Origin of the sequence: Pontibacter fetidus (assembly GCF_010119545.1) — a bacterium.
GTDB classification, from domain to species: domain Bacteria; phylum Bacteroidota; class Bacteroidia; order Cytophagales; family Hymenobacteraceae; genus Pontibacter; species Pontibacter fetidus.
In genome coordinates, this window is record NZ_JAAEAA010000007.1 from 23,768 (window position 1) to 36,134 (window position 12,367).

The 12,367-nt window shown below is 46.5% G+C and carries 11 protein-coding genes; 1 reads left to right on the forward strand and 10 read right to left on the reverse strand.

The annotated features are described in order from the left end of the window. Positions 1-36 precede the first annotated feature (36 nt). From GWO68_RS06890 to GWO68_RS06910, 5 genes are all read right to left on the reverse strand, one after another. A complete protein-coding gene (locus tag GWO68_RS06890) occupies positions 37-1,242 on the reverse strand; it encodes a TolC family protein (protein ID WP_235941974.1) in 1,206 nt (401 codons plus the stop codon). Between the two features lie 79 nt (positions 1,243-1,321). Then, entirely contained in the window at positions 1,322-3,220 is a 1,899-nt protein-coding gene (locus tag GWO68_RS06895) for an efflux RND transporter permease subunit (RefSeq protein WP_162345694.1), read from the reverse strand. Positions 3,221-3,349: 129 nt separating this feature from the next. Continuing rightward, a complete protein-coding gene (locus GWO68_RS06900) occupies positions 3,350-4,636 on the reverse strand; it encodes an efflux RND transporter permease subunit (RefSeq protein WP_162345695.1) in 1,287 nt (428 codons plus the stop codon). Positions 4,637-4,794: 158 nt separating this feature from the next. Then, positions 4,795-5,229: an HYC_CC_PP family protein gene (locus tag GWO68_RS06905; RefSeq protein WP_162345696.1), complete on the reverse strand. Its 435-nt coding sequence runs from the start codon at positions 5,227-5,229 to the stop codon at positions 4,795-4,797. 164 nt (positions 5,230-5,393) lie between these two features. Then, entirely contained in the window at positions 5,394-6,473 is a 1,080-nt protein-coding gene (locus tag GWO68_RS06910) for a c-type cytochrome (protein ID WP_235941975.1), read from the reverse strand. 333 nt (positions 6,474-6,806) lie between these two features. On the opposite strand from GWO68_RS06910, the gene GWO68_RS06915 reads away from it, so the two are divergent. Next, positions 6,807-8,312: an OprD family outer membrane porin gene (locus tag GWO68_RS06915; protein WP_162345697.1), complete on the forward strand. Its 1,506-nt coding sequence runs from the start codon at positions 6,807-6,809 to the stop codon at positions 8,310-8,312. 15 nt (positions 8,313-8,327) lie between these two features. Here the strand turns inward: GWO68_RS06915 and GWO68_RS06920 are convergent, their stop codons facing one another. The 5 genes from GWO68_RS06920 to GWO68_RS06940 form a co-directional block, all read right to left on the reverse strand. Next, entirely contained in the window at positions 8,328-9,254 is a 927-nt protein-coding gene (locus GWO68_RS06920; protein WP_162345698.1) for a sterol desaturase family protein, read from the reverse strand. Between the two features lie 26 nt (positions 9,255-9,280). Beyond that, a complete protein-coding gene (locus tag GWO68_RS06925) occupies positions 9,281-9,721 on the reverse strand; it encodes a DsrE family protein (protein ID WP_162345699.1) in 441 nt (146 codons plus the stop codon). 109 nt (positions 9,722-9,830) lie between these two features. Beyond that, the gene (locus GWO68_RS06930) at positions 9,831-10,466 is read right to left on the reverse strand and encodes a TlpA family protein disulfide reductase (RefSeq protein WP_162345700.1); all 636 of its coding nucleotides are present in this window, start codon (positions 10,464-10,466) and stop codon (positions 9,831-9,833) included. Positions 10,467-10,584: 118 nt separating this feature from the next. Continuing rightward, complete coding sequence (locus GWO68_RS06935) at positions 10,585-10,950, reverse strand: hypothetical protein (protein WP_162345701.1); 366 nt, start codon at positions 10,948-10,950, stop codon at positions 10,585-10,587. A gap of 114 nt (positions 10,951-11,064) precedes the next feature. Further along, positions 11,065-12,330 (reverse strand): MFS transporter, encoded by a 1,266-nt coding sequence (locus GWO68_RS06940; RefSeq protein ID WP_162345702.1) that lies wholly within the window; start codon positions 12,328-12,330, stop codon positions 11,065-11,067. Positions 12,331-12,367 lie beyond the last annotated feature (37 nt).

A 12,367-nucleotide genomic window follows, 5' to 3' on the forward strand; every position in this document is an offset into this window, starting at 1 on the left:
TCCAATTCAGTTATCCTAAAGCCAGTTATTCATAATTTATCTTTCTATTTCCTTCTCGTAGCTCACGGTCATCTGGTAAAGTTGCAGAAGGTTTTGCAGGTACTCCATTTGCGCCATATTCAGGGCTTCCCAGGCATCGATCACTTCAGTTAGCTGTGCGTTGTTTTGCTCGTAGGCCAGCATGGTTACATCGTAGTTCTTCTTTAGCGCGGGGATGATCTTGGTGGTATAGTTTGCGAGGTGGTGGTGCAGGCTGCGTAATTCCAGTGCCATGTTTTTGGCCATCCCTTCGGCTTCGTTCAGCATGGCCTGACGCTCGCGCTGCATGCCTTCTATCTCCAGGTTCATGGCTTTGGTGTTGGCCTTGTACATTTTAGAGGACCACGGCGCAATTGGGATAGAGACCATGCCCATGGCCGTAAACTGCTGCGGCATCATCGGGTCGCGTGGGTACATGTGGTCGAAGCGAAGTTTAAAGTCTGGCAGCCGTTCCTGCTTTTCCAGTTCCACATTCAGCTGCATGGATTGTATCGTTCTGTCGAGCTGGCGAATGTCGCTGCGGGTGCTGGCCAGATAAGTAGAGTCTACCGTGTTTTCTTTAAAAGCTATAGTTAGCGTAGTATCAATTTTATAGGTGGTGCTTTGTGGCAGATTCATCAGCATGTTGAGTTGCGTGTTTTGCTGTGCGATCTGTGCTGCGGTCATGTCCTGCATGTTCTGTACTTCGTGCAGCCTGGCTTCGGCTTTGTAAATACTGCCCAGTTTGCCCTGACTATATGGGTAGCGGATTCGCGCCAGCTTCAACATAAACTCCATAATGCGCTCATTATCTTTCAGTACAGCCATCTGTTTTTCCAGCACCACCCAGTTATAGTACGCCGTTTTGGCCTGGGCCCGCAAGTCGTTATAAGTTACGTCTTTGGCTGCCTGCTCAATTCCTGCCCGCGACTTCATGTATTTTTCCCGGGCGCGCAGCTTTACCGGGTTCGGAATATCCTGCTCTGCCGATATCATGATAGAACCTTTGTCGCGGTCTTCCATCACTTCAGCACCCGGGTAAGGAGACATAAATACACCGCCGCCCACCATTGGAGCCATCCAGCTTCTGGCGCCTTCGGCGTAAGCGTCCATGGCTTTTGCGCGGTAGTTGTATTGCTGCAACATCGGGTTATTGTTGCTGATGCGCTGCAGGACGCTATCCAGATTTAAGGTTTGCTGTGCCTGGGCTGGAGCGAATGCCATAAGGGTAAGTATAAAGGTTGCAGCCACTGCAAAACACCCCCCTGACCCCTTCAAAAAGGTACTTAATACTATATATTTCTTAGTGCTTAACATCATATATATCCAGTTTGCCGTGTTTCTTTAATTCATACTCTTTTACCATCTCAAACACGACCGGTGTAACCAGCAGGATGTGGATGGAAGAAGTAAATACACCCCCGATCAACGGAAGCACAATTGGTAACATCACGTCGGTGCCTACGCCAGTAGCCCAAAGCACCGGTATCAGGCCGAACAGCGATACAGATACCGTCATAATTTTAGGACGAAGGCGCTTTACAGCTCCTTTAAACACATAGTCCCGGATGTCTTGTTTGGAAATGGTTTCGCTGGAGTTGCCTTTGGTATCTGCCAGTTCTTTCATGGCTTCGTTCAGGTAAACCACCATCAGCATACCGGTTTCTATGGCCATCCCGAACAGCGCAATAAAGCCAACGGCCACTGCCACCGATAAATTGATCCCATAGAAGTAAACGATAAATACCCCGCCTATCAGCGCAAACGGTATAGTTACTAGACTGAAGAAGGCCTCTTTTAGCGAGTTGAAGGAGAAATATAAAATGAAGAAAATGATGATGACCACCAGCGGAATGATGATCTGCAGAGTTTGGGTGGCACGAACCTGGTTTTCCCATTGGCCGCTCCACTCCAGGTAATAGCCGTTTGGCAACCCGGTCACCTCGTTGCTTATCTTCTCCATAGCCTCTTTCACGGTGCTGCCCAAATCGCGGTCTCGCACGTTAAAGAGAACAGCACCACGCAGCTGCGCATTTTCAGAACTGATCATCGGAGGGCCATCTGTAAAGCGTATAGTTGCCACCGATGACAATGGAATAGATCCGGAAGCGGCCGTCTGGATAGGAATGCGCTGTATACGCTCCACGCTGTTGCGGTACTCCTGCGCCAGCCGCACGTTAATGCTAAATCGTTGCCTGCCCTCAATAGTGTTGCCGATTGGTGTGCCTCCCAACGCAGATTCCACGATCGTATTTACGTCATCTACAGTTAAGCCATAGCGACTCAGGGCTTCGCGGTTAATGTCAATCTCCAGGTACTTGCCACCTGTAATCGGCTCTACATACAAATCGTTTACGCCGGGCACATCGCGTAAAGCACCTCTAACTTTCTCCGACACCGCTGCAATAGAGTCTAAGTTTTGGCCGTATACTTTCACGCCCACATCGGTACGGATACCGGTAGCCAGCATGTTGATGCGATTGATGATCGGTTGGGTCCAGCCATTCACTACGCCCGGTATCTGTAGTTTGGTATCGAGTTCGCGGATAATGTCCTGTTTGGTAATTCCATCCCGCCACTCGGACTGTGGTTTAAGCATGATGATGGTCTCGATCATACTGATAGGGGAGTTGTCGGTGGCCGTGCTGGCACGACCGGCTTTGCCCAGAACACTCTCTACTTCCGGTACCGATTTGATAATCTTGTCCTGCACCTGCAATATGCGCTTGGCTTCGGCATTGGAAATATCAGGCAAGGTAACCGGCATAAACAGGATAGAGCCTTCATCCAGGGGAGGCATAAATTCGGTACCCAAACTAAACAGCATCGGTATGGCTACCAGCAACGCTAGAATATTAATGCCTATAGTTGTTTTGCGCCAGTTCAGGCACCAGCGCAGCACCGGGCCGTACACTTTTTCCAGTGCCCGGTTTATCGGGTTGGCGTTCTCATCTTTAAACTTCCCTTTCAGGAAAAACGAGATAAGCACCGGCGTAAGGGTAATGGCTACAATGGCGTCTACTATAAGTATAAATGTCTTGGTCCAGGCAAGCGGGCCAAACAGTTTGCCTTCCTGGCCTGTAAGCAAAAACACCGGCAGAAACGACGTAATAACGATAATGGTACTCCAGAACACGCTCGGCCCCACCTGTTTGGCAGCCTTCTCAATGATCCGGATTCTATCTTCTTTTGATAATTTCATTTTTCAATTTTGAATAATTGAATATTGAATAACTGAATGGTTTTTGTCATCTAGACGATAAGAGAGAACTATTTAGAATTTGAAGTAGATTTCTCCTGTCGTCGAAATGAAAGTTGGAACACATTTAATCTATTCTTCTTCCATCCACTGTTTGCCCTTCTGTGCATCTGCCAAATGCCTGTATGCATTCTCTACCATTACAATAGCGTCATCCACAATAACTCCGATAGATAAAGCAATACCGGTGAGCGACATGATGTTAGAGGAGATACCGAAAGCATTTAGAAGTATAAACCCAATGGCAACCGATAGCGGCAACTGGATAAGGATAACCAACGCACTGCGCCAATGGAACAGGAACAGGAACACGATAACAGAAGCCACCAGCATTTCTTCGATCAGCGTGTTTTTGATGGACTCAACCGATTCGTTTATCAGGCCGCTGCGGTCGTACACGATGTTGAATTTCACGCCTTTTGGCAAGCCTTTCGCCACTTCTTCCATCTTCGCCTTCACGTTATCGATCACCTCGTCGGCGTTCTCGCCATAGCGCATTACCACAATGCCGCCAACTGCTTCACCCTGTCCGTTCAGGTCAAAAATACCCAGTCTGCTTTCGCCGGTCATTTGTACTGAGGCCACATCGCGTACCCGCACCGGTATCGTATTGTTGGTAGCAATGGCGATGTTCTGTATCTCCTCAGCAGACTGTAAATACCCGGTTGTTTTGATGATGTAACCGATATCGGAAAGCTCGAATTTGCGCCCGCCGGCTTCGTTGTTGTTAGCCCGGATAGACTGTATAACCTGCGGCACAGAGAGCTTATAGTAAGTAAGTTTGTTGGGGTCTAAGGTAATCTGGTACTGTTTCTGGAATCCGCCGAAGGAGGCTACTTCGCTCACGCCCTTCACATTCTGTAACCCGAATTTTACATACCAGTCCTGCAGTGCGCGCTGTTCGCCCAGGTCCATGCCTGGTGCATCCAAAGTGTACCATAGGATATGGCCTACGCCTGTTCCGTCCGGGCCAAGTGTGGGAGCAACGCCTTCGGGCAGCATGTTGCTTATGGAACTCAACCGTTCCAGCACCCGCTCACGGGCCCAGTACACATCTGTCTCATCTTCAAAAATGACGTAGATAAAGCTCATCCCGAACATAGAGCTGCCGCGCACATACTTCACCTCGGGCAGGCCCTGCAGGTTGGTTACAAGCGGGTAAGTGATCTGGTCTTCGATGATCTGTGGGCTGCGGCCCATCCATTCCGTAAAAACGATCACCTGGTTTTCGGACAGATCAGGAATAGCGTCTACCTTATTTGTCTGCACCGAATATACGCCCCAGCCGAACAGAGCCGCCGAAATGAGCAGCACTATAAAACGGTTACGGAGCGAAAAGGAAATTAATTTCGCAATCATGTACCTATAATATTTAACCTTAACAGGAAATGGGGAAGCCACCGATCAGTGGCAACTGAGCATGGTGCCGAACTATAGTATGTGGCCGGGGTAACTTGTGTACTCAGGAAAAGACACGGCTACGCCAGCTATAGTTTGGCACTGGTAAAACGATAAGGTTATAGTAAGAAAGACTGCACCAACACAGGAATGTCTCGGGCTAGCGGGGGCGACTCGTAGAGCGCGTAAGTTGGTTTGAGGTCAGCCTCAGGAGCAAAAAACTGAAGTATAACCGCTTTAAAAGCAGCTACAAATTTAAGATCCAGGGGCTTGGTAAGTATAAGCGCTTTGGAGTCTGCTGTTGCATCGGCATGTTCGAAAACCAGGGTATGGTCGTCGCAGCAATCTTTTGCCTTGTCATCAGAAGCAGGTACTTTATGGCAGGCGGGCAACTTTTCTTTTTGCTGCTCCATCGGGCAATCTGCCTCAGCTCCGAAAAAAGAAATATCGCGTAACTCACCACCGCACAAATGCATACCAACCGAGATGCCTGTCGAGGAGACAAATACCAGCAGCGTTAGGGCAAGCAGTAAAATCTGGCGGTATAGTTTCATGTTACTGATTTACAACACAAAGATAAAGCGAGTTAAGCACGAATTGTTACACAAATAGCGAAAAGTTTTACAAATAATCTATTTTAAGCATATAAACCTGCCTGTTTGCGATGAATAACACAAACAGGCAGATGAAAGTATAGCTTAAATTGCTAAAAGCCCTTTTACTTTGCTTTTTCCTTTGCAGCTATAATTGGTTGGTACGGGCCATACTTGTGCTGTTTTTCATCGAACTTATCTGAGTATGGGCCAAACGGATGGTCGAAGGGTTTGCCTGAAATATCGGGCCAGTCTTTACTCAGGTCCTTTTTAGGGCGCGGCTGCGAGTTTACAAAAGCGGCCACATCCCAGGCTTCTTCGTCTGTTAACTGTGGGTTTTCATAGGTTACACCAAGCGGCATGTTGGCTTTGGCGTACTTGGCAAAGTTAGAGATGCGGTACAGGCCGGCGCCATTGTTATAGCTGTTTTTACCCCAAAGCGGCGGAAACTGGTATTCGGCACTTCCATCCGCTTTTATGCCTTCCCCGTCTTTGCCGTGGCACACCTGGCATTTCTGCACATACACCACTTTGCCTTTTTCGGGGCTAGCTGCACGGTCCAGCATTGCTATATCCTTCAGGCCGGCACCGTTGGGTTTTTCACCTTTCTGCACATCTTTACCAACCCAGTTGATATAAGCCATCATGGCCTGCATTTCTTTGGAGTCTTTGGTAAGTGTTTTACCATTCAGGCTGCGCTCCATGCAATCATTTACACGCTTAAAAATATCTTCTTCCATGCCCGACCTGGCTCTGAACTTTGGGTAAGTAGATGACACTAAAGAGTAGTTGTTGCCGAAGGGTTTGGTACCGGCATCCAGGTGACAGTTCTGGCAGTTCATGCCGTTGGATATTTGCAGTACGCTTCCCTGCGGGCCCAGGTATTTGGCTGTATGCGCGATCAGTTCGCGACCATAGGCAAGTTTTTCTTTTTCAGGTCCGTCGGGTAAGTCGTCCAGTTTGGCGGGGCGCCACATTTCCTCTGAGGCTGATGCTATTACAGCTACCGGAGCTGCACTTTTGTCTTGTGATGGCATTGCTTCTGAAGTTGCTTCTGTTACCTCAGGCCTGAAAAACATATCGGGCTTTATCATCATAAATATGACTAGCCCAAGCAATGCAATAGCAGCTACTGCGCTAACAATTTTCAGTGTTGTTGTACTTCCAAGTAAATCCTCTTTTTCCTCTTCGTTGTGTGGTTTCATATCGGTTTAGCAAAGGTTAAACTATAGTTCACTAGAGCTAAATTAAGGGTTCGGTTTACGGTTTTCAGTAACATTTATCACAGAAGGCAGATGTAGGCATTTCTTTTACGGATGATCAGCAAATTAAACTATAGCCGTAGTAAAGCCTTCATTGATTTAAACGTGAATACCTACACCTCAGGTGCTTTGATTGCCAATGTTTTATGCCCGGCCGTGCAACTAAAAGTTTAAACCAATACTATACTGCCTGTGACATTTGTCACAGGTAATTATGGTGAAGATGACCAACTTGCAGCAAGTATAAATTACAGTAAACTACCTGAACAAAAAGGAATGAGTAAGAAGTACATAAACAGCAAATTTTGGGTGATAACTATAGTTGCCTTACAGGTTCAGGTTGAGGTGGTTATGGGGCAGAAAATTATACCATCTGATAGAATAAAATCGGCTAACGTAAGTAACAATGTTCTACTTCCGCAGGATACTATAGCTCAGATTATGCAGCTTGGAAAATCTGCTTCCGGGGACACTGCTCACTATAAAACTATAAATGCTTTTCTGAAGAAAGGGAAATTTACCGGACAATTGCGCAGCTATTTTATGGCCACCGATAACACCGCAGATTACCCCGATTATTATGCAATGGCGCTAGGCACAGGTTTAGGTTATGAATCAGCAAAGTTTCATGGCTTACAGGTTGGGGTGAGTGGCTCTTTTATTTTTAATGTATGGTCTAACACGCTTGGCCCGGACCCTGAAACAGGTTTAAGCAGCCGTTACGAAATAGGTTTGTTTGATATGCTGCACCCAAATGACAAACGCGAACTGGGCCGTCTGGAAACGCTTTACCTGCGCTACAATTATAAAAAATCGACTGCAACGGTCGGCCGTCAGAAAATTACGACAACATTTATAAACCCGCAGGATGGCCGCATGCGCCCGACGCTGGTAAACGCGCTTTGGCTGGAAACTAAGGAAACGGAAAAACTAACGTTGCTGGGTGGTTGGATATTCGGGATGGGGCCGCGCTCTACACAGGACTGGTTTCGCGTGGAAGAAAGTATAGGTTCATCGCCCGTTGGCAGGAGTGTGTTTGGAGGACCATCGCAGTTTAAAGGCAATATCAGCAGCGCAGGTATGGCCGTGGCAGGTATAACCTATCAGCCTTCAAAAAATCTTAAAACCAGCCTTTGGCATTATTACACCGATAACCTGTTTAACCTCACTTTCTCCCAAACCGATGTTGCTATTCCGGTTACGCAAAGCAAGCAGCAAACTATAGTTTTAGGTTTCCAGGTCGGTTACCAGGCAGCCACCGGAAATGGCGGCAACACAGATCAGTTAAAAGCTTATATGCCCAGAGGCTCTGAAACCTGGCTTATCAGCAGTAAACTCGGCTATAAAACGCCACGCATTGAAACCAGCCTCAACTATACCCGCATAGCTGACCAAGGCAGATTTTTGTTTCCGAGAGAGTGGGGGATTGAGCCGTTTTATACGTTTTTGCCACGCGAGCGTCTGGAAGGAGCTTCCGGTGTTCATTCGTTTGCTTTTATCACAGATATAAAATTCTCCGAACAATGGAAAGCCAGGGCTGGCTATAGTTTAACCGAAATGCCCGATGTGAAAGATGTCTTGAAAAACAAATATGCCATACCATCTTACGGGCACCTGCAACTCATGACTAACTATAGTTTTACAGGGTTGCTGGAAGGGCTAAATGTTCAGGCACTATTTGTGTACAAAAATGGCTGGGATGAAACTTACAACACCCCAAATTTTATAGTTAACAAAGTAGATATGTCGCACTATAGTTTGGTAATGAACTATAGCTTTTAAGAAACTATAGTTGGGTCAGGCGTTCTCTAACTCTTTAGCCTTTTCTGCGGGAGTTTCGGTAGTGATTTCAGTTAAAATACTTTCTTTAAACGGATACAACTGCTGCTCCATAAAACGCTTCGGATACTGCTCTACATCTTCAAAACCCAGTTCAATATCGCGGCCATCTTCAGGCATATAAGCTGTACCGAAAAGGTAATCCCATACACTTAAACTGATGCCATAGTTAGCGCCATGCTGGTGCGGCAAATGTTTGGCGTGGTGCCAGATATGCATTTGCGGGTTGTTGAATAAATAACGCAACGGACCCAGCGGAATATAAATGTTGGAGTGATTAAAATGCCCTATAGACGTCGCAAAAATGTGTACCAGGAAAAAGTCCTGAATGCCGAACCCGATCATGGCCAGCGGGATATATTCTATAGTTCGGTAAACTATAGTTTCGCCCCAATGGAAGCGCAGGTGGGCAGCAAAACCCATCTGCTGTACCGAGTGGTGTACTTTATGAAATCGCCACAAATAGTCAGAATGGTGAAGCAAGCGGTGTACATTCCATTGTATAAAATCCCGAACTATAAACAGCGTAAGCAACTGCGCCCAAACCGGCCACGAGTGTACCTCAAAAGCCACCAGGTTACTGATCCCGAACAGCCCCAGAAAATCATTAAACGCCTGCACGCCGATATTGGAAATGGCATTAAAACCAACCAGCGAAAACAGAAAAAAATTGAAGAACATGTAAAAGCCATCGAGCCAGAAATCCTGCCGGATCCTGGCCTGCTGCTCGCGCCATGGAACTATAACCTCCAGCAACCAGAAAAACAACGAAATGCCCAGCAGCCAGTAAAAGTAATTGCCCCAGCTTGGGTTAAGCATTTCGTGCCACAGGTAGTTACCGTAGTCAGTAAAAGAAGTGGAGAATATGTTCCGGTATTTTTCCATGCAGGCAGTTAACAACTATAATTAGCTCAGAGTTTTATGTAGCTCCAGCCTTCTTCCTGTTTGGTTATAATTTCGCCAACGGCCATTGGCACCGTTATTACATTTGGCAGCAATTGTTCCTTGGTTATTTTACGGGCGCGCATCGTGTTTTCGCAGGCAGCAAAAACTATTCCTTTAGCTTGTAAATCTTTTATAGCAGTGGCCTTCGTGGTGTTTTCAGTAACCAACAAATTCAGGGCTTTGCCATAAACAACTACTTCTACCTGCGCTTCTGGCCAGGTCTTTTTCAGGTTGTTGAGCTGTCGCATTAAGCCAGAGTGCAGGGCAGTATCGGCGGCTGACACATCATACAAAATGCGGTGTTGTTTTAGTTTTTCTGTTTTAGCAGTTTTCTGTTTTACCTGCGCAAAAGTGGCAGGCGCAGCAAATGCAAAAAAGACCAGCAGTAAGATCAGTTTAAGTTTCATGGCAGTGAGGTTATAGTTTAAAGGAATTTGCGTGTTAATACGAAGCTCTGATAAATTTAACTATAAAAAATAAGCTGGCTGATGTAGAATCTCAGCCAGCTTATCTTGTTTATTTCTTCACCATATTTTTGAGGAAATCCTGTACTTCTTTGGTGTCATAATCGGCCATGCCTTCCTGCTTAGCTACGATCTTTCCTTCCGGGGAGATGATAAATGTAGTAGGGATGGCGTTAGAGTAAAACTCCTGTGGAAACTGGCTGGCCGGCATGTAAACCGGAAACGTAAAGCCTTTCTTGTCGATAAATTTCTTCACCTTTTCCATGCCGCCTTCGTCAACAGAAAGCATCACAAATGCGATCTTTTCTGATCCAACCTTTTCGTAAAGGCGCTGTATATTGGGCATTTCGGCTACGCACGGCGGGCACCAGGTTGCCCAGATGTTCATAAACACCACTTTACCTTTCAGGCTTTCGAAACTAACCGTATTGCCTTTCAGGTCTACCATTTTAAAGCCAGCGCCGGCCATTTCTGAGCCAGCTGCTGCCGATGCATCGGCTACTGCATTAGCATCCGGGTTTTGTAAGGTTTCCGGTACATCGGCATTTTTAACACCGGTAGCTAGCAATAACCGCTGTACCTGCCCGATAGCTTCGGTATGCAAACCGGTTAAGTATAGAATACCAAAGACAGCCAGCATTACTGTCCAGCCCGGTATATTTTTTATCGAAAATTTATTCTTGTTCATCTTTATAAAGTTAACATAATTCAAGTACTACCTCTGCAATTGAAGTAGATTAAAATATGGTGTGAAGGATATTTACAGGAACATCCCTTTTGTGCACCAATAACAAATATGATTTATGTTAAGAAAGCCGGGGAGGGGCGTGTTCTGTTTCGAGGAATGGCGAAAGATGTTTGTTTATACCTGTAACTATAGTAGATCGAACTATAGCGGAAGTATAAAACGTATGTTGTTGCTGAGCGGTAACTATAGCGTAAGCTTGCTGAGTGCAGTCTGATACAGTGGTTGCAGCCCCTTTTTGCTCTGAATGCGATGTGTGTTTTAAGCACTTTTTAGAGCATGGCTTTTTAAGCCCGTGCTTGCTATACTTGCAGCTTTGCGTAACTAAATTCTGCTTAAAATCAGCAACACCAGGCAGGCTGCTACTCTTCTGTATGCCAAAAAGCAGGAATATGGTGCTGAAAAATAAAAGCAGGTACGACTTCATGTAATTTTTAAATGCAGCTACTTTAGTTTAAGTATGGCTGCAATTGGCTTAGTAACAGAAATGAAACGAAGAATGGTTTCGTCTGATTATATAGCAATGGCTAAAAGTAAACAATTAAGCTTGCCGAAGCAACCCGGTACTGCATTCCTTACTATGCCAAAGCAGTTTTTTGGTACAGCACATACGTAGCTCCGATAGTACACCGGCCCCAACTGTAAGTATAGCCGTTCCGATAATAACCGCCCCAAGCCCGAACAGATCGCTGAACACACCAGCAGCTACTGCACCGGCCACATACCCAAAGTCGCGCCAGAAACGGAAGATGCCCAAACTCTGCGGACGCTGAACAGGGTGCGTATTCTCGGCTACCACTGCCAGGAAGTTAGGGTAAACCATAGCTGTACCCGCCCCAAGTATTACCAGCGCCGCTACAAGTATGAGGTAGTAATCGGCAAATAATAGCATTGCAATGGCAACACCCTGAATCATCATGCCCATACTTAGCAACTGCTTTTTGCAAAGTATATCGCCCAGCCTGCCGGTTACAAGTTGCCCCAAACCCCACACGGCCGGGTAAATACCAGCCAGCAAGCCTGTTTCAGTAAGCGAGTAGCCTTTTGTAGCTAACAGTACCGGCAAAAGTCCCCAAAGTATACCGTCGTTCATGTTGTTCACAAAACCGTTCAGGGTAACAGAGCCCAGGTTTGCGTGGCAAAAAGTGGTATCTTTCCAGATGTTTTTTAGCAGCGGTATAGAAGTTTGTGCAGCTTCCGTTTTAACATGGGCATGAGTATCGCGCACAAAAAGCAACGTAAGCAGCAGACCAACTATAGAAAAGCCGATGCCCGGCACAAAAGCATAAGTTACGTTACCTGTACTGGAAGCAATATAACCAGCCAGGAAAGCCACCAGACCAACTGCCAGGTAACCGGCAAATTCGTTAATGCCCATCGCGAGGCCGCGGTTCTTTTCGCCCACCAAATCAATCTTCATCACCACAGTCGTCGACCATGCCAGCCCCTGATTTATACCCAGAAGCAAATTCGCAAATAGCACCCACCACCAGCTAGTAGCATACAATAAAAGCCACGGCACAGGTAACGCAAACAACCAACCAATCAGGAGCAACTGCTTTCGGGTAAAGCGCAAGGTGAGGCGCCCCATCAGCATGTTGGCCATTGATTTGGCAAGACCAAACGCAACTATAAACGAAAGAAGCGCCGTGTGCCCGTTTATGCCGAAAACTGTTTCAGCAAACTCAGGTATCACAGAGCGCTCCAATCCTACCATGGCACCAACAAATCCATTCACGAGTACCAGCAGCCAGAACTGGCGGGCGTTCTCTTTTAAACCGAGTTTGGTATCCGTAGTGTTATCCATAGTTCAACTTGTTAGTTGCGTTTTGCTATGATATGCC

What these genes read in the sequence shown, in the direction of transcription:
- GWO68_RS06890 (WP_235941974.1), bottom strand. Translation starts at nt 1,242, where the DNA reads ATGGCATTCGCTCCAGCCCAGGCACAGCAAACCTTAAATCTGGATAGC.
- GWO68_RS06895 (WP_162345694.1), bottom strand. Translation starts at nt 3,220, where the DNA reads ATGAAATTATCAAAAGAAGATAGAATCCGGATCATTGAGAAGGCTGCC.
- GWO68_RS06900 (WP_162345695.1), bottom strand. Translation starts at nt 4,636, where the DNA reads ATGATTGCGAAATTAATTTCCTTTTCGCTCCGTAACCGTTTTATAGTG.
- GWO68_RS06905 (WP_162345696.1), bottom strand. Translation starts at nt 5,229, where the DNA reads ATGAAACTATACCGCCAGATTTTACTGCTTGCCCTAACGCTGCTGGTA.
- GWO68_RS06910 (WP_235941975.1), bottom strand. Translation starts at nt 6,473, where the DNA reads ATGAAACCACACAACGAAGAGGAAAAAGAGGATTTACTTGGAAGTACA.
- GWO68_RS06915 (WP_162345697.1), top strand. Translation starts at nt 6,807, where the DNA reads ATGAGTAAGAAGTACATAAACAGCAAATTTTGGGTGATAACTATAGTT.
- GWO68_RS06920 (WP_162345698.1), bottom strand. Translation starts at nt 9,254, where the DNA reads ATGGAAAAATACCGGAACATATTCTCCACTTCTTTTACTGACTACGGT.
- GWO68_RS06925 (WP_162345699.1), bottom strand. Translation starts at nt 9,721, where the DNA reads ATGAAACTTAAACTGATCTTACTGCTGGTCTTTTTTGCATTTGCTGCG.
- GWO68_RS06930 (WP_162345700.1), bottom strand. Translation starts at nt 10,466, where the DNA reads ATGAACAAGAATAAATTTTCGATAAAAAATATACCGGGCTGGACAGTA.
- GWO68_RS06935 (WP_162345701.1), bottom strand. Translation starts at nt 10,950, where the DNA reads ATGAAGTCGTACCTGCTTTTATTTTTCAGCACCATATTCCTGCTTTTT.
- GWO68_RS06940 (WP_162345702.1), bottom strand. Translation starts at nt 12,330, where the DNA reads ATGGATAACACTACGGATACCAAACTCGGTTTAAAAGAGAACGCCCGC.